General features: G+C 44.5%; 17 protein-coding genes. 10 read left to right on the top strand and 7 right to left on the bottom strand.

The window, feature by feature from the left end:
- Positions 1 to 45 precede the first annotated feature (45 nt).
- Together CC90_RS0121750 and CC90_RS0121745 are read left to right on the top strand one after the other, a co-directional pair.
- Positions 46 to 627: a DUF3795 domain-containing protein gene (locus CC90_RS0121750; protein WP_031392806.1), complete on the top strand. Its 582-nt coding sequence runs from the start codon at positions 46 to 48 to the stop codon at positions 625 to 627.
- Positions 605 to 1,222, top strand: a complete 618-nt coding sequence (locus CC90_RS0121745; protein WP_031392805.1) for a methyltransferase domain-containing protein — start codon at positions 605 to 607, stop codon at positions 1,220 to 1,222. The genes CC90_RS0121750 and CC90_RS0121745 overlap by 23 nt, the downstream gene beginning before the upstream one ends.
- On the opposite strand, the gene CC90_RS0121740 is transcribed toward CC90_RS0121745, so the two are convergent.
- The 6 genes from CC90_RS0121740 to CC90_RS0121710 all read right to left on the bottom strand — a co-directional run bounded on the left by CC90_RS0121740 (position 1,207) and on the right by CC90_RS0121710 (position 6,457).
- Positions 1,207 to 1,995 carry an alpha/beta fold hydrolase gene (locus tag CC90_RS0121740; RefSeq protein ID WP_031392804.1) on the bottom strand — a complete coding sequence of 263 codons (789 nt, stop codon included), beginning with the start codon at positions 1,993 to 1,995 and terminating at the stop codon, positions 1,207 to 1,209. The genes CC90_RS0121745 and CC90_RS0121740 overlap by 16 nt on opposite strands.
- Entirely contained in the window at positions 1,988 to 2,821 is an 834-nt protein-coding gene (locus CC90_RS0121735; RefSeq protein ID WP_031392803.1) for a sugar phosphate isomerase/epimerase family protein, read from the bottom strand. Before CC90_RS0121735 ends, CC90_RS0121740 begins: the two co-directional genes overlap by 8 nt.
- A 3-nt stretch (positions 2,822 to 2,824) precedes the next feature.
- Positions 2,825 to 3,913, bottom strand: coding sequence for a Gfo/Idh/MocA family protein (locus CC90_RS0121730; RefSeq protein WP_031392802.1), 1,089 nt, complete (start codon positions 3,911 to 3,913; stop codon positions 2,825 to 2,827).
- Positions 3,914 to 4,252: 339 nt separating this feature from the next.
- Entirely contained in the window at positions 4,253 to 4,729 is a 477-nt protein-coding gene (locus tag CC90_RS0121720) for an SAM-dependent methyltransferase (RefSeq protein ID WP_031392800.1), read from the bottom strand.
- 104 nt (positions 4,730 to 4,833) lie between these two features.
- Positions 4,834 to 5,649: a MerR family transcriptional regulator gene (locus CC90_RS0121715; protein ID WP_031392799.1), complete on the bottom strand. Its 816-nt coding sequence runs from the start codon at positions 5,647 to 5,649 to the stop codon at positions 4,834 to 4,836.
- 58 nt (positions 5,650 to 5,707) lie between these two features.
- Positions 5,708 to 6,457 (bottom strand): DeoR/GlpR family DNA-binding transcription regulator, encoded by a 750-nt coding sequence (locus tag CC90_RS0121710; protein ID WP_051869962.1) that lies wholly within the window; start codon positions 6,455 to 6,457, stop codon positions 5,708 to 5,710.
- A 156-nt stretch (positions 6,458 to 6,613) separates the two neighbouring features.
- On the opposite strand from CC90_RS0121710, the gene CC90_RS0121705 reads away from it, so the two are divergent.
- Positions 6,614 to 7,042: a hypothetical protein gene (locus tag CC90_RS0121705; protein WP_031392797.1), complete on the top strand. Its 429-nt coding sequence runs from the start codon at positions 6,614 to 6,616 to the stop codon at positions 7,040 to 7,042.
- A gap of 68 nt (positions 7,043 to 7,110) precedes the next feature.
- On the opposite strand, the gene CC90_RS0121700 is transcribed toward CC90_RS0121705, so the two are convergent.
- A complete protein-coding gene (locus CC90_RS0121700; protein WP_031392796.1) occupies positions 7,111 to 7,647 on the bottom strand; it encodes a flavin reductase family protein in 537 nt (178 codons plus the stop codon).
- A gap of 265 nt (positions 7,648 to 7,912) precedes the next feature.
- Here CC90_RS0121700 and CC90_RS0121695 point away from each other — a divergent pair, with 265 nt between their 5' ends.
- From CC90_RS0121695 to CC90_RS0121665, 7 genes are all read left to right on the top strand, one after another.
- On the top strand, positions 7,913 to 8,464 hold the full coding sequence (locus tag CC90_RS0121695) for a winged helix-turn-helix transcriptional regulator (RefSeq protein WP_330373277.1): 552 nt from the start codon (positions 7,913 to 7,915) through the stop codon (positions 8,462 to 8,464).
- Between the two features lie 174 nt (positions 8,465 to 8,638).
- Positions 8,639 to 9,718, top strand: coding sequence for an FtsH protease activity modulator HflK (gene hflK / locus CC90_RS0121690; RefSeq protein WP_051869960.1), 1,080 nt, complete (start codon positions 8,639 to 8,641; stop codon positions 9,716 to 9,718).
- A gap of 33 nt (positions 9,719 to 9,751) precedes the next feature.
- Positions 9,752 to 10,615, top strand: coding sequence for a protease modulator HflC (gene hflC / locus CC90_RS0121685; protein WP_031392793.1), 864 nt, complete (start codon positions 9,752 to 9,754; stop codon positions 10,613 to 10,615).
- A 179-nt stretch (positions 10,616 to 10,794) separates the two neighbouring features.
- Positions 10,795 to 12,603 carry a transporter substrate-binding domain-containing diguanylate cyclase gene (locus CC90_RS0121680; RefSeq protein ID WP_031392792.1) on the top strand — a complete coding sequence of 603 codons (1,809 nt, stop codon included), beginning with the start codon at positions 10,795 to 10,797 and terminating at the stop codon, positions 12,601 to 12,603.
- An 18-nt stretch (positions 12,604 to 12,621) separates the two neighbouring features.
- Complete coding sequence (locus tag CC90_RS0121675) at positions 12,622 to 13,524, top strand: AraC family transcriptional regulator (RefSeq protein ID WP_051869958.1); 903 nt, start codon at positions 12,622 to 12,624, stop codon at positions 13,522 to 13,524.
- A gap of 76 nt (positions 13,525 to 13,600) precedes the next feature.
- A complete protein-coding gene (locus CC90_RS0121670) occupies positions 13,601 to 15,283 on the top strand; it encodes an alpha-glucosidase (RefSeq protein WP_031392790.1) in 1,683 nt (560 codons plus the stop codon).
- Between the two features lie 203 nt (positions 15,284 to 15,486).
- Entirely contained in the window at positions 15,487 to 16,683 is a 1,197-nt protein-coding gene (locus tag CC90_RS0121665; protein ID WP_031392789.1) for a GGDEF domain-containing protein, read from the top strand.
- The last annotated feature ends 170 nt before the right edge of the window (positions 16,684 to 16,853 follow it).

Genomic DNA, 16,853 nt, shown 5'->3' with positions numbered 1-16,853 from the left:
CTTGGATATAGTTTAGCCTTTGTATTTTGAGAGAGGGATTGGGAAATGAAGGACTTTTACAGAACGAATCCGTGGTTTTCCTTATGCGGACTGAATTGCGGGCTTTGCCCCATGTACTTGGGCAACTATTGCCCCGGCTGCGGTCGCGGAGAGGGCAATCAGGGGTGTGCAGTCGCGCGATGCAGCTTATCCCGTCATAAGCCGGGGTACTGCTTCCAATGCGATGGTTTCCCTTGTGGGAAATATGAAGGAGTCGATTCATTTGACTCTTTTATTACGCATAAAAATCAAATGAGTGATATGGAAAAATTCAAGCAAATCGGGATGGAGGCCTATAACGACGAGCAGGTAGAGAAGAATGAGATTTTGAAGCTTCTGATATCCGAGTACAATGACGGTAGGAAGAAAACATTTTTTTGTGTCGCGGTAAATTTGTTGGAATTGAAAGATATAAAAGAAATCATGGGACAGCTTTCCGATATCGAAGGGAAAGAGCATCTGTCCGTGAAGGAAAGGGCCGCTTATGCGGAGAAGCTTTTTAAAGAGGAGGCATCGAAGCAGAATGTGGAACTGAAACTGCGGAAAAGGAAGAAGGGAGAGAGCAATGAATCCGTGGGAAGAAATTGATTTAACCGATTATGAAAAGCATATGAGCCTGGCTTCCGTCAAGCAGCTTCAAGCGCTGAACGAGATGATGAAGGCCCAGTTTTACCGTTACCCGGTGTCCGACATAATGATTTTGGGAATTGCCGGAGGAAATGGTCTGGAGCATATAGATGCACAGAAGATACATAGGGTTTACGGTGTTGACATCAACAAAGAATACTTAACGGAGTGCCTTTACCGCTACCCTGATCTTTCGGATATGTTTTCTCCGCTATGCGTCGATTTGCTATCGGATGACATAACGCTTCCGCACTGTGATTTAATCGTTGCGGATCTGGTGATAGAATATATCGGTTATGATGGATTTCTTCATGTGGCAGAGACAGTAGAAGCTCCTTATATATCGTGTATTATTCAAGGGAACATGGACGAGGGGTTTGTTTCCGATTCCCCTTATCTTCATTCTTTTGACGGCATAGCCAAGGTACATCACGAAATAGAGGAAGATGGCCTTACTGCAGCTATGCAGTCCATAGGCTACGGCAAAATTTTTGGCAGCGAATATCTGCTTCCAAACGGAAAGAAGCTGGTATGCGCAGATTACGTACTTATGTGAAGGAGCGAACGAAGCGCTTGGTTAATCATAGCGTTATGTTCAGCTTTGTCCCCGTCTTTGTCGGGGATTTCAACAAATGCGGAGCCGGGGATATGCGTATGCAGGTATTCTCCATATTCGTAGGGATGGCATAGGTCATTTCTGTTTGCCAGTATGGTGACCGGGATATTCAGCATAGTGAGGTCAGTGAGTGAGGCTACCGGAGCCTTGTCCGGAAGAATCAAGTATTTCTGCCAGTTCTTTACGGAGGCAGGCTCAAAAAATGGGGAAAGGAAGGCCTGCTTTGTATAAGAAGAGCACTCTTTTACGATATTCCAGCCCTCCGTTCGGTAAAATGCTTCCGGGCCTCCGCTTTTCAGTGACATTCCCAAGTCGCGGTAAGCTGTTCTTACCTCATCGGACATGGGCTTGTCCGTCCAAGCGTTTCGGATCAGAAGAAGTCCCATAATGCGGCCGTGATATCTGGAGGCAGCATTCAGGCTGACGGCAGCGCCCATAGAGATGCCTGCAAGATAAGCCTTCTCGATATGCAGATGATCCAGCAGCGAGATAGCGTCGTCGCCCAGACGATTGAAATCCAGGTGTTCCCGGTCCATTTCACTTCCGCCATGCCCTTGCTGGTTCATGGCGATTAGCTGTATGTCATGTGACGGTTGGTAGGTGGAATGAATCTGATTGGTGCTTCCGCCCATTCCGTGAAGAAATAGAAATGGAATCCCTGTTCCCGACACTTCATATTCCAGCTTTAAACCTTGGTGTATGAACTCACGCATTTGCAATGATCTCCTCTAAAAACTTCCGGCTTCCGGGAATTTGTGCTTCCGACAGTCCATGCATGATGAGAGCGCCGCTATAGCAGCTCCTTTGCAGTAAGGATACATAGAGCTTAAAATCCAGCATTCCTTCCCCGGCTGCGACGAATTCCATATTTTCCTTTGCCGTAAAATCTTTGGCATGGGCCAGAACAATATCTTTTCCTAAGATGTCGAAGGCCTCTTGCAGGATACGAGACATATCGTCCGCCTGCTCTTTTCGAAAGAGGTTGGCGCCGTCCATGATGATTTTAATATTGGGACTTCCGACGCAGTCCAAATATTTGCGGGCTTTTTCCGGTGTGTCTATAATATTGCTGGCTTCCGTCTCCACACCAAGAACAATGTGATTGTCCTCGGCATATTTTAGTATAGTCTCTGTAGAACGCATCAAATCATCCCAAGAGGATTGCTTTTCGTTATCTTCATGCCATTTCCACTTGCTCTCCTTGTTTTTAGAGCCGGTACAGAGGGTGACGATGGGGATATTCAGCATACGGGCAATACGGCATTGGGTTTCGAATTGCAGACATCCTGCTTTTCTTGCCTCTTTATCAGGGTCAATCATATTGAAGGTGCCGGAAAGCGCATCCAATAGGATTCCATATTTACCGGTTATCTCCTTTATTTCTTCGATTTTCTTCTCGTCGAAAGTTTCCGGCAGTGTAGGCATTCCGGCGTTCAGCAGATTGAACTGCGTATGAACAAGTCTCTCAGCCTTCATTCTTAGGCAGGTCTCTTCTATATTATCTGTTTCATAAGTGCGGGAAAAAATTCCTAGTTCCATTCCTTATAATCCTCCCTTTACATCTTTAAGCTTCACCCATGTGCCGCCTTCTTGCACGGACTGGTAAGTAGCGATTAACGCCTGCATAATCATAATACCGTCCTGTGCGGTAGCACCTGTGCATGGAACTTTCTCCAAGATGCTCTCCGCAAATCCCTCCAGCTCCCGGCGGTAGAACTGCCCGTCAAAGGCAGCAGGAGTGAAAGCAGTTTCCGTAGATTTATCAAAGCATTCTACAACGGAGGAGCGGAATTCCCAAGGATTAAATGTCTTTGCATAGACGGTTCCCTCTGTGCCGTAAATCTCACAGCCTTCATGCCAGTGCTGGGCAATCGCTACCGTGAGGTCCAGGCTTCCGATGGCGCCGCTTTCGAAATTACAGTCGATAAGCCACGAGTGAAGATTTTCCTTATGAATGTAGCGGGCACAGACGTCTCGAATGGGCCCCATAAAGTATAGGGAAGTATCGAACAGATGGCTGCCGTGTCCGAGAAGATAGTAACGGTCCAGCATGGCTTTTGGATTCCCCTCCGGTTTTTTCATAGATGAGCTGGAGTAAAGGATGGGCATGACATTGTCGGTGAGAGTATAACGTCCGATACTGTCGCAGTACCAGCCTTTATAGGTAGTGATTTCGCCCATTTTCTCTTCCTTGAAGCGTTTCGCATATTGGAGTCCCTCGTCATATCGTTTCATATGCCCAACTTGCAAAAGAAGGCCCCTTTCCTCCGCCAGTTTTTTCAGCTCCAAACATTCCTCGATGGAAACTCCCATCGGCTTTTCTAAAAGAACATGTTTGCCTGCTAAAATAGCCTGCTTTGCGCAGGGCACATGAAACTGGTCGCCGATTCCGATGATGACGGCCTCCACAGCGGAATCAGCCAGCATTTTCTCATAATCTGTATAGATGCTGTCCGGTTCGTAAACAGCGGCCATTTTATTTAAGAGCTCTTCAGAAACATCACAAATTGCCTGCAAATGAATATTTTTTGCCTTACTGCTTCCGATGAGATGAGCCGCCTGACAGATAATGCCGCACCCCAGGACGCCGACGCGCAGACAGCGTTCGTCTTTCTTTACATTTGTGTTCATTTTAAAATTCTGCCCCTTTCGAGTAAGTTATATTTTTACAATTGCTTATCACCATGGCTGTAATAAGGGATAATGCATTATATTTACCGTAGCACTTGCATGGTGTAGTATCAAGCATATATCTTGCGCGTTTTTGCATGTTTTATATTCAAGAGGATGAAAACGCAGTATTTTCGGAGATAGATAAAATCTGCACGAAGATATCTGCGAATAAGAATGATATTGCAATGAAGGGAAGAGGGAGTTGGCTTTGCCTTTCAAATAGGCGGAAGTGCCTTGCTGAATGCTGTTTTAGGAGTGCGGCATTCAGCAAGGTAATGATTCTATTATAAAATATTTTCAAAAATTAAAAATTTTTTCCCAATTAAAGCAGCCGGATTCTTCCGTGCTTTTCGGCCACTGGCTGCACCATGCAGGGACATCGGGATTTTCCACTCTGTCAAGACTGGGTGTGTAGGGCTTGATGTCGAGCACGGGTGTTTTGTCATTTGCGTCAATAAAGGTAACTTGGATAATGCCTTTTTCAAAGTCGATTTGAATGATTTCTGTTGCGGTCAAAGCTATCGGATTAGGACGTATAGGTGATCTTGTAGCAAAAATTCCCATTATTTCCGGAGCTCCTTTGTAGGGTTGCTCTGTTTGCAGTACCGAGCGTGATCTTTCGTCATCATATTCGCTGAACCACCAAAGTACGTTGATATGGCTAAAACCATCCAGCGCTTGTAAAGCCGGAATATAATTTTTATCCACCTCAATAAATGTACCGTTTTCATTGCTGCAAATCTTTCCAATGGAATGTACTGCTAAATTACTCATATGAATATCCTCCTTATATTTGATGTGGGTACAGCGTAAACCCTCACATCATGTGAGGGTCAAGGAAATAAAAAAACGTCCTGCAAAAATGCAAGACGAGTTGATTATAAGGTTTCCAATGGTATTTGGAGTTCGATCAGATATTTTTCAGAATTATTTTCATTCCATGGTCCGCGATGCACAATTTGCCGCGTTTGACCGGACATCTTGTACCGGCTGTTCGTTTGCAGCCACTCGGCGAAAGCCGCATATGCTCCGGCGATATTAGAAAAATCACCATATACCATTGTGCAAGCCATGACCGGTACAGGCTCGGTGTTTCGATATATAAAAATATCAGTATCTCTGCCATATTTTTTCACAGGAGCACATAGCTCAACATCGACATTAGTTTCTTTGTACTCGATATCGTGATAAATAGAGAAAGTATCATTTGATAAATTAATCTGGTTATCTGCGGCAAAAGTGGATAACTCCTTCCATAGCCCGCCCTCCGCATAGTAGTCTGCTATTACCCTGCGCAGGGAGAGGACTTGATAACCGGGGATGGATTTAATGGAAATATTATAGTGCATTTCGTTTTTTTCGTTTTGAATTTCTTTTTTAGCAAGTTCTATTTTTCTTAGTTTTTCCCGTTCATTTTGAATTGATTTTTCTATTTCAGAATATTTTTCATCGAGCTGTTCCACAAGCAATTTATCATCTTTTTTGTTAAGGGCGGAGGCAATTTCTGAAACATTGAATCCACTGTCGCGCAGATATACGATTCTGTTAAGAACGGGTATTTGTGAAGCGCTGTACATACGATACCCTGTCCATTTATCAATTTCTGCGGGCTTTAAAAGTCCTATCTCGTCATAGTATCGGAGCATTCGTATTGAAACTTGTGTCAGTTTTGAAAATTCTCCAATTTTGAACATAATATCACCACCTGATATCTATCATTATAAGCATTGTCTTTGATACTTCAAGATTGCGTCACCAGCAGATTTTATTCTTATACTTTGTTTGCATCTGTTTTGTGACCGGATGCTCGCAAATAATTCTGTCTGCGGCATCGATGGGGCAGATAATATAGTTAGAAATTTTATTTAACTTTGAGCAGGAACACATGACATTGATTTCCGAGCTGTTTTCCACAAGAAGCCGTTTTACAGAGGTTTCGTCCTCAAAGGGATAGGGCACCGAGATACCGCCCTGTGCATCTACCGCGTAGGCACCCAGAAAGCATTGGTCGAAGCGAAATTCCTTTAGCTGTTGATAGACGGTCTCGCCCACGGTAGTCTGAGATTCCTTGTTGTAATGTCCTCCCAGAAAGGTGACATCTATGTTGGGGCGCTTACGAAGCTCTTCCGCAACCGGGAAACTGTTAGTCACCACGCGCAGGGTGATGGAAATCGGCATGAGCGAGGCGAACAGTGTATTTGTCGTGCCGCCGTCCACCGCGATGAGAGAATATGGGCGGACGAGGCCGGTGGCCTTTTTGGCGACCATGTATTTTTCGGTTCTTTCCAGATTCTTCCTTGCATCCAAAGCTAACGGCTGCCGCTTCTGTGCAATAGCGCCGCCGTACACCCGCCTTAAGATTCCCTGTTCCTCTAATTCGCTCAAATCCCTTCGGATGGTGTCTCTGGACAACCGGAAATTATGTGCCAGTTCCTCCACATTCACCGTTCCGGAAGAATATAGAACATCTAAAATATGCTGATGGCGTTCTTCCTTTAACATAACCTTCTCCTCGCAATTCATTGGAATCGTAGATTGTCTAAGCCTTAATATTGCCAATATTTTAACATATTTCTGCTATATTTCCAATAAGCCTGAAAAGCTAAATTAATTGGGGAAAGATACCGATAGTAATAGTACAAGGATGTAAATTGTGCTATGGATGGCGGTTTCTTTGAAGAGGGTAATGATATGGCGATAACGGGATTGAGAAACGGTTATGACGAACAAAGCGGATTTTGTCAGAAGCTGCGGGAAAAGTGCGGAGATGAGAAGGATAACCGGACATCGGACTTTATGCAGCAGATTCGCGACAAAAAAGAGGAGATACTCGAAAAGGTAAAAAATGGGGATACGGAGCCGAGCTTCCAGATAGGGAGCCAGTCATTTACGCAAAAAGAATGGGACAAACTCCTTAAAGCTTTTGACGGGCCGGAGGAAGAAATGAAGAAAGAGGACCGAGCCGGCGATGAAGCTGTTTCTGCAGGAGAACAGCTTTGGCAGTTGATGAGGCAGAAAGAACAAAAGTGTGCTTCGCAGGCTTCCATGACCAAATACGGAGCCTTTCCTATACATAATATACCATAGGCGGACCGGTAAGGCTCCGCCTATGATATACCGGTAAATAAGTTCAAATTATCTCGTATGTGCCCCGCTTACGCTATGATATATGCGCTGACAATTTCAGCGCAGTAAGCGACATGGTAATCTTTGTTCGAACCGTGGAAACTGCTGTCCACGTCCTGCGGATAAAATGCATTATTGATTTCTTCCGGAAGCTTGCTGCCTTCCTGCTTATTCTTATAGAGTACTTTACATTCCAGTGTAAGGGGAAGTTCCTTGATGCCCGGTACGGAAGTTTTTGCGGGAGCTTCGAGAGTTAAGTCCAGTTCCTTTATCTTATCCACGTCCCGGCCGGATTTCGCGCCGCAGAAGCCCAAAATCTTTTTATCGAAATCGCCGTAGGGCACGTTGATTGTGAACTCCGCATTTTTCTCCAGCTGGGAATTCGTAAAACGGCCTTCCCTGACAAACACTGTAAAGATGGGCCTGCCCCACTCAATACCCAGCGTTCCCCAGGATATGGTCATGGAATTTACTTTGTCATCTGTTTTCGTAGTTAATAAGACGCCCGTCTTCACGCCGCTCATAATCTCATTTGCATAGTTAAAAACTTCAATTTCTTTTTTCATCGAATATTCCTCCTTGATGATTCATTATTTGTATGATACATTGATATGCGTGAAACTGCAAGTATGCACTTTTGGGTGAGATACTATCGAAATAGAGAGTGGGAATTGTGAAATATGGGTGGGGGTGAGTGCAGTTGAGGGAGGGTGTGAGAGCCTTTCTTCGGCGGCTTTGTTTTCTGTTCCGGCGTGCGCGGCTGCATTTTCTAAATGAAACCGGGGATGCGGTGGTAACGGACGGGGCGGCAGCAACGCACATCCATGTGCTATGCTGCCTAAACACCGCATCCGTGCGGTGTTTACCCTGGTGGTTGAAGGTTTCATTAAGAAAATGCAAGCCGCTTACTTAACGGAACAGAAAACAAAGCCGCCAAAGAAAGGCTCGCTCAAGGTGGTGAAACGGCACTTGGAGGTTACGGTAGTGTATTTCGACAATTGGTTGGAAGGGAGAAAAGGGATGGAAAGCTGTGGGGCAAATGGTGAGGTGAATGTGAGGCCTTTTGCGTATGCGATGTCGTTGATCGATGGTAAATGGAAGATGCATATATTGTTTTGGCTTTGGAAGAGGGATGTGTTGCGGTATGGGGAGCTGAAGCGCTCGCTTGAGACGATTACACATAAGATGCTTAGCACGCAGCTGAAGGAGCTGGAAGCGGATGATTTGATCGTGCGTAAGGAGTTCTCTCAGATTCCGCCGAAGGTGGAGTATTCGCTGTCTGAGAGGGGATTGACTCTTATGCCGGTTTTACAATGTTTGTGCGAGTGGGGGAACAGTCATATGGATGATGATGAATCATTGGAAAATAGAAGAGGTAAGTGAATAGGACGGCAGATATTTATAGGTATAATTAATAAATAAAATTTATATATTTTATATAATGTTAATTTTGCATCTAAAATATCATAGTGTATAATAAAGAGTAGGGCTACCGGGTAGTGGATACTCGGCAATCATGTTATACAACCTAATGGGATTTTAAAAAGAGGAGAGAAAATGAAAGTAACGAGAGATGAAAATGGGGCTGGATTCGAAAGATTCAGCGGAGGAGAAGTAGGCAAGGGTTCCTCCAACTTTAAGAAAGTGGTGAGGGGAATCAAGATAACCCTTTTGGTTCTTATCGCAGCAGTCTGTCTTCTGAGCAGCTTCTATAAAGTAGGGGAACAGCAGCAGGCTGTTATTACTATGTTCGGTAAGGTGGTAGATGTTAAGGGAGCCGGATTATATGCCAAAATCCCTTTTATTCAGCATGCGATTAAGGTAGATACTACCACACATGGTTTGCAGATAGGCTACCGTACATCCAGCGAGGAATCGGAGAATTATAGTGTGCCTGAAGAGGCGATGATGATTACTTCCGACTTCAATTTTGTCAACGTGGATTTTTATTTGGAATATAGAGTAAGCAACCCTCAAACTTATTTGTATGCCTCGGGTTCTCCCGAAGAGATTCTTCGCAACACCGCGCAGGCATGTATTCGAACGATTATAAGCAACTATAAGGTCGATGACGTTATTACCACGGGAAAGAGCCAGATTCAGGCGGACATCCGGGTTTTACTTGGTGAGGAGCTGCAAAAGAACGACATCGGACTCCAGATTGTAAATCTGACCATTCAGGATGCCGAACCGCCTACAGACATTATCATGCAGGCGTTTAAGTCTGTAGAGACTGCAAAGCAGGGAAAAGAGACCGCTATCAATAACGCCAAGAAATATCAGAATGAGAAGGTACCGCAGGCGGAAGCGGATGCAGATAAGATCGTTCAGCAGGCGGAAGCTGCCAAGGCGGCGAGAATTAGTGAGGCAGAGGGGCAAGTGGCGAGATTTAATGAGATGTATGCGGAATACATCAAGAATCCTCTCATAACGAAGCAGCGTATCTTCTACGAGACGATGGAGGATGTGCTTCCTGACGCAAAGGTTATTATCGATGATGGGAATACCCAGAACATTCTGCCCTTGGAGCCTTTTGCAGGTACGGAAAGCAGCAAGTCTTCCGCTGCTCAAAGTGCAGGAACCGATACGGAGGGAAACGCACTTCTTGAAAAAAGCGACGAAAGTAAGGAACAGTAGAGAGACGAGTATGGATAAAAAGAGGGAAAATAGATGAAAAAAACGAAAATTATAGCGGTTATTGTAGTTCTGGCAGCATTGTTCATATCCGGCAATTCGATTTTTACCGTTGCGGAGAACGAATACGCGGCAGTGACTCAGTTTGGAAAGATTCAATATATAGTATCTGAGGCGGGAGCCAGTTTCAAGGTTCCGTTTATTCAGACGGTAAGGAAGATTCCTAAAGAGCTGCGGCTTTATGATATCAATCAGTCAGATGTCATTACGAGCGATAAGAAATCGATGATTGCTGACGATTATATATTATGGCGCATTACAGATCCGGTTAAATTTGCACAGACGCTGAATTACTCCATCGGAAGCGCAGAGGACAGAAGCAGTGTGGCAGCTTATAATGCCACTAAGAATGTCATAAGCTCTATGACGCAGGATGAAATCATTATGGCCAGAGGAACGAAGCTGACAGAGATGATTACCCAGAACGCCAATGCGGCAATCGGAGAGTATGGCATTGAAATCGTCAAGACGGAAATCAAGCTGTTGGATCTGCCTGATGATAATAAGGAAGCGGTATATGAAAGAATGGTCTCGGAGCGTAATAATATAGCGGCTTCTTATACGGCGGAGGGCAAATCGGAAGCACAGAAGATTATGAACCAGACGGATAAAAATGTATCGGTCATGCTGGCAGAGGCCAAGATGCAGGCGGCTGTTTTGGAAGCCTCGGGCGAATCGGAATATATGAAAAAGCTTGCGGAGGCTTATAACGATGAGAGCAAGGCAGATTTTTATACGTATATCAGAAGCCTGGATGCGCTTAAGAACTCCTTACAGGGTGAGAATAAGACAATTATTCTGGATAAGGATTCTGCTATCGCGAGATTATTTTATCAATAAAAAACAGTTAATAGTATAAAAATGTCATTTATTAGTATAAAATCGGGGAGAATGTCGAAAAATATTCTGCCCGATTTCTAATTATTTTATCAATAATATTGAATACGCGAAACCAATATGATATATTTGAACTTACGTGGGGAGTAAGCAAACTTGGTTGGTAGGAAAGTAGGGAGCTTATGAAACGGAAAAGGAAAGGATGCCTTCTTGTATTCTGTGTCAGCATGATATTAAATATGATAACTTCCATTCCGGCGCTGGCAGCAGAAAGCAGCACGATGGATTTGACCCGGGAAGAGAAAGAGTATCTGGAGGAAAAGGAAGTTCTCAGAGTCGCAGTAATTGACGGATGGCGTCCTTACATGTACAAAAGCAGCGGGGATACCTATTCAGGCTTTGCCTTGGATATGTTGGAAACCTTGCAGAAAGAAAATGGAATAACCATACAATATGTGGAAGCGGAAGATTATGAGAGGGCTCTTGAACTGCTGAAGGACGGTCAGGCCGATATCGCCGCATTTATGGAGAAGGAAGGCCTTCAAGAAGATGCTCAGAAGGGTTTCGTCCCCTATATAACTGCGCCCTTACAGATGATTACAGGGACAGGCGCAGTACTATTTGAAGATCGGAGTTTGAAAGCGGCTGTACCGGCGGGCGTGGATTACATAAATTTTGATAAATACGGGAAGATTGAGCGGATGGAATTTCCAACGCTTGAGGACTGCCTGAAATCGGTAGAGAAAAAGCAGACGGATTTTATCATAAGCGATTTCTATACGGCGGAATCACTGACTCGCTATGCAATAGCTCAGACAATAGTGATAAAGAATATCCCACAGGCTTATGTGACGATAGGATTTTTGACCGGAGAATCGGAGGGTGTACTGCAGGGGATTCTGGAAAAGCTGAGGGGGAGTATATCCGATGCAGAAGTGGTGAACAGTCTGACGCTTCACGGGGATCGTCTTTTGAATGAACCGAAGATTATAAAGCTAATGTATAGTAATAGTTTTATTGCATTAAATGGTGTGTTTATTCTCATCTTTTTAGCAGTATTTATTTTGCTCTTATATATGAAAGCACATGCAGAGAGGCAGAGTGAACTGTATGGCCATGAGCAGAGCTATCAGCTTCTTGCGGATACTTTCGGTCAGGCGGGCATGGAATATGATTTTCTAAATGACAGATTAGTGCTTTTTGGTAACAGGCATGATGAAATAGATATACCGGAAGTAGTGGAGAACCTTCATGATAAGTTGGCGAAACGGGAACTCCGCATTACTTTGACAAAGGAAGAGTTCGATAAATTCTGTTTGAACAGTGAACCGGGAAAGACCTACCAGACGGAATTCCAGTGCGGTATGCGGGGAGAGGGCTGGAACTGGTTCAGTATGATATATATCGTAGTGGGCAGCGAGGAGTCGCGCCGCATGCAAAGGAGACTTCTGGGTGTTTTAGTGGATGCGCAGAAGCAGCATCAGACTCAGGAGAAATTGTTGGAAATCGGTCAGTACGATAAGCTGACGAAGGTTTTCAACAGGGCGGGAGCAGAGGCCTTGCTTGTACAAGCACTGCAAAATCTGGGGGAATATTCCCAGAACGTCTTCCTGCTCATGGATGTGGATAAGTTCAAGCAAATCAATGATACTTACGGACATTTGTACGGAGATGAGGTACTTCGTACACTGGGCCGCAACATGCAGGAAATCTTTCAAGGAGATACGATTGTCAGCCGGTGGGGCGGCGATGAGTTCATTATGTTCGTCAGAGGGCCCGGAGCGGAAGATGAGCTGCTGAGAAAGCGTGTCGAAGAGCTTCGCCGCAGAATGAAGGAATTTCAATACGATGGAGTGGCATATCCCATCGGGCTTAGTATAAGCGGCGTGGTGCCCAAAAAAGGAATATCGCTTCAGGACTTGTTCAAAAAAGCGGATGAAATGCTATATCGGATAAAGCAAGAAGGACGTGACGATTTTCGTATTCAATAGGAATCGGGAAGAGGAAGAATGATGAATAAGGTCGGTTTGAAAGAGGACATGGTGCACGGAACGGTGAAGTTTCCTCTTGCCGTATATTATTGGCAGAAGGCACAGGAGCGGTTTGCGGTAAAGCTTCACTGGCATGAGGAAACGGAAATCATTTATCTTGTGAGCGGCAGATTCAGCGTAAACGTCAATATGAAAAAGTATAAGCTGCAAGGCCCGGTCATTTTATTTGTGGGCGCGGGCGACATCCATTCCATAGAGGGAGAGCCGGGCGGTCTGGAGAATGCAATGGTATTCGATATGAAAATGCTCAGCTTTGAACAATTGGACGGCGTACAGTTGCAGATTATAACACCTCTTTTGGAAAAACGCATGCAGTTTCCTCAAATTGTTACGGCCGATGATTCGATATGGGAAGAGCTGAAACGGCTTTATGAAGCGGTGCTTTCGGAGGCAGAAAAAGAAAATCCGGCTTCTTGCATGAAGGCTAAGGCATATTTGTATGAAATGCTGGCTTATCTTTATGAGAGCGGAAGCTTTATCAACATGGAAAATACCGGCGATTATAACAGTGAAAAGATCAATAATGTAAAAAAAGTCCTTGGATTCATCCAGGAGCATTATAATAGACGGATTACAGGCAAGGATATGGCTCAGCTCATCGGTATCAACGAGCAGTACTTTTGCCGGTATTTCAAAAAAATTACGGGAAAGACGCCCACCACGTATGTCAATGAGGTAAGAATCGAGAAGGCGGCGCGCTATCTCCAGCAGACAGACCGAAAGATTATAGATATCGCCATGGAATGCGGCTATGATAATATAGGATATTTTATTAAGCGCTTTAGAGAGCAAAAAGGTTTATCGCCCTCGGAGTACAGATTAAAAAGTCAAAATAGTGTAATAATTAGTCAGAATAGATAAAGAATGATAAGATATGTGTTCATATAATGTAATTAAGCTTACAGACTAGCAGAAAGGCAAGGTTACTTACATGAATATGAAAAAACAGTGGTGGCATGAAAAAGTAGCATACCAGATATATCCTAAGAGCTTTAACGATACCGACGGTGACGGAATCGGGGATATCAGAGGTATCATTGAGAAATTGGATTATTTGAAGGAGCTGGGAATCGATATCATATGGATTTCTCCTCTTTACCAGTCTCCGTTCGTGGATCAGGGCTACGATATTTCGGATTATTATAAGATTGACCCGGTATTTGGAACGATGGAGGACTTTGACGAGCTCCTTTTAGAAGCGAAGAAGAGGGACATGTATATCCTTATGGATTTGGTAATCAATCATTGCTCCGATAAGCATGAATGGTTCCAGAAGGCACTTGCGGATCCTTATGGTGAATATGCGGATTATTTTTATTTTGAAAAGGGAAGAGATGGGAATCCGCCCAGCAATTACCGCTCCTATTTCGGAGGCAGCGTATGGCAGCAGGTGGAAGGAACGGATTTATACTACCTTCATTTATTCGCTAAGGAACAGCCTGATTTGAACTGGGAAAACGCAACGGTACGGAAAGAGCTGTATCAGATGATCAATTGGTGGCTGGATAAGGGACTGGCAGGTTTTCGTATCGATGCGATCATCAATATAAAGAAGGTGCTAAGCTTCCCTTCTTATGAGCCTGACGGAGACGACGGCCTGGTCACATGTACGAAAATGGTGGAGGAAGCGCAGGGAGTAGGCGATTTTCTTCAGGAGCTGAAGAGGGAAACCTTCGAAAAGCACCATGCGTTTACGGTGGCGGAAGTATTTAATATGAAAGAGGATGAGCTTAGGGAATTCATCGGAGAAGAAGGGCATTTTTCTACCATGTTCGACTTTTCACCGCTTTCCGTAACTTTCGGAGAACACGGCTGGTACGATGCGCCGGAGTTCGACTTTAGAAAATGGAGAGAAGTGCTGTATACCTCTCAAAAGGAATGTAAGAATACCGGATTTTTAGCGAATATTATAGAGAATCACGATGAGCCCCGGGGGGCATGTACCTATCTTCCGAAGCATGCGCAAAACGACAACGGTACCAAGATGCTTGCCACTACAAGCATTCTGTTACGGGGACTGCCGTTCCTCTACCAGGGACAAGAAATCGGTATGAAAAATTGCATGATGGACAGTATCGAGGAATATAATGATATTGATACCATAAATCAGTATGAACTTGCAAGGAAAGCCGGCCTGTCGGATAAGGAAGCCCTTATGGCATGCTTTAGGCACAGCAGGGACAATGCAAGAACCCCGATGCAGTGGAGCGGGGCGGATAACGCAGGGTTTACGGAAGGAACTGCATGGCTTAAGGTAAATCCGTGCTATAAGGAAATTAATGTGGAGGCGCAGGAGAAGGATGTAAATTCCGTGCTCTCTTATTATAAAAAACTGATAACTCTTAGAAAGTCAGAGGCTTATAGAGAAATATTTACCTACGGAGATTTTCAGCCGGCCTTCGAGGCGGAGGAAATGATATTAGCTTACTATAGACAGGCAGAAGGCAGGCGAATCCTCGTTGCGGCGAATTTTGGGAAAACGGAAGCCGCGCTCACTGTAGACGAAACGGGGGAAATGTTGCTTTGTAACATGGAAGGCATAGAAATAAAAGGCATAGGAGAAGGCGGCAGCAGGCTAATGCTTCCCTCTTGCGGTGCGGCGGTAATTGAGATATTATAAGAGTTGGGATAACAGATAGATGCGCAGTTACGCGCGGAACAAAAGTTGTGCTGCCAAACCTTGGCCGCGGGAGTGTGTGAAACACACTTTTATTGTACAAAAATAAACATATAATTTCAGCAATACAAAAGACATGTGAAACCGGAGGGCTGGTTTTATATGTCTTTTTGTGTAAAAAGACGGTAAGAGTCAGGGAGAGTTACATGAAAAAAGCTTTAACGTATTTAGGCTTGTGTCCGGGCGGAAGGTATGGAAAAGACGTAGAGGAAGAATTATTTTACTATTCGAAGCAGTCGTATCATATTATGCGGCTCATTATCTGTGTATGTGAATTCGGACTGATATTTCTATCGGCAAGGAAAGCGAAGGGAATTTTCAGCGCGGAAACGGAAGTAGGATATCTTCTTTTGTATGCGGGCATGCTGGCTGTGACGGTGGTTTTTATAGGACTGGATATTTTGTGGGAAGTGAAGAAATTCAAGCAGTATATCTTATATAGAAATCTGGGATTTATCTATGTGATGTTTACCGTGATGTGGGCCGGCGGGGTCACTTTGTTCGACCGCTTCCGGGGGGACGGTCTGACGGTATATACCTATATACTTTTGATGATTGCGGCGCTGGCTGTGCTGGAACCATGGCAGAGCATTCTGACTTTTTCATCGGCCTTTGTGGTATTCAGTGCAGGGCTTCCCTATTTTCCGGCTCCTGCCGGAGAAGAAAATATCTTTTATCAGAGGATGAACGGTTTCTTTATTGCTGTCATTTCCGTGGCTGTCTCCGTTTATTTCAATTGGTATAGAGCGAGAAACTACAAGAATCAGAAAACTATCGACGAACAGAACAAGGAGCTTTCTATGGCCAACGAGCGCCTGAATCGGGAAATCATCGTGGACAGTTTGACCGGATTGTACAATAGGCGTTATTTGGCAGAAATCGTTCATCTGCGCTTCCATGACAGCATCGATAAGATGGAGAAAAAGCCGTTAGCCTGTCTGATGCTGGATATAGATTATTTCAAGCAATATAACGATACATACGGACATCAGCAAGGCGACGAGTGCCTTGTAAAAATATCGAGAATCATGAAAAAGTGTCTTCCTGCCGAGACGGCGAAAATTGTTCGCTATGGCGGGGAGGAATTTGTAATCTTCATCTTCGGCTGCACAAAGGAACAGGCCCTTGCTTACGCCGAGAACCTGCGGGAAACGGTGGAACAGAGCCATTTTGAAAGGCAGGATACGGCACAGGGATTCCTTACGGTCAGTATAGGAGTATACACAGAGATTCCGGGAAGTGCAGACAATTCGGAAATGCGCGGCTTTATCTGCAAGGCGGACGAAGCATTGTATGAAGCGAAGCGGGACGGAAGGAATTGCGTGAAGGAATATGGGGAATAGGAGGGCGTATTACCGCTCTCTTTTTTATGTAATAGGAAAATGCTCCTATTACATAAACAATGGATGCGCAGCTGCGCGAAGCACACTTTTTTTACATGGATTTTACCCAATCTTAAGATAAGAAGGATAGCTGTGAAAAAATAAATATATTACTATGGGAAATAATAACA

This window comes from Kineothrix alysoides, from assembly GCF_000732725.1.
Lineage (GTDB): Bacteria > Bacillota > Clostridia > Lachnospirales > Lachnospiraceae > Kineothrix > Kineothrix alysoides.
The sequence above is the reverse complement of the archived record's forward strand: the minus strand, read 5'-3'. Positions and strand labels throughout refer to the sequence as shown.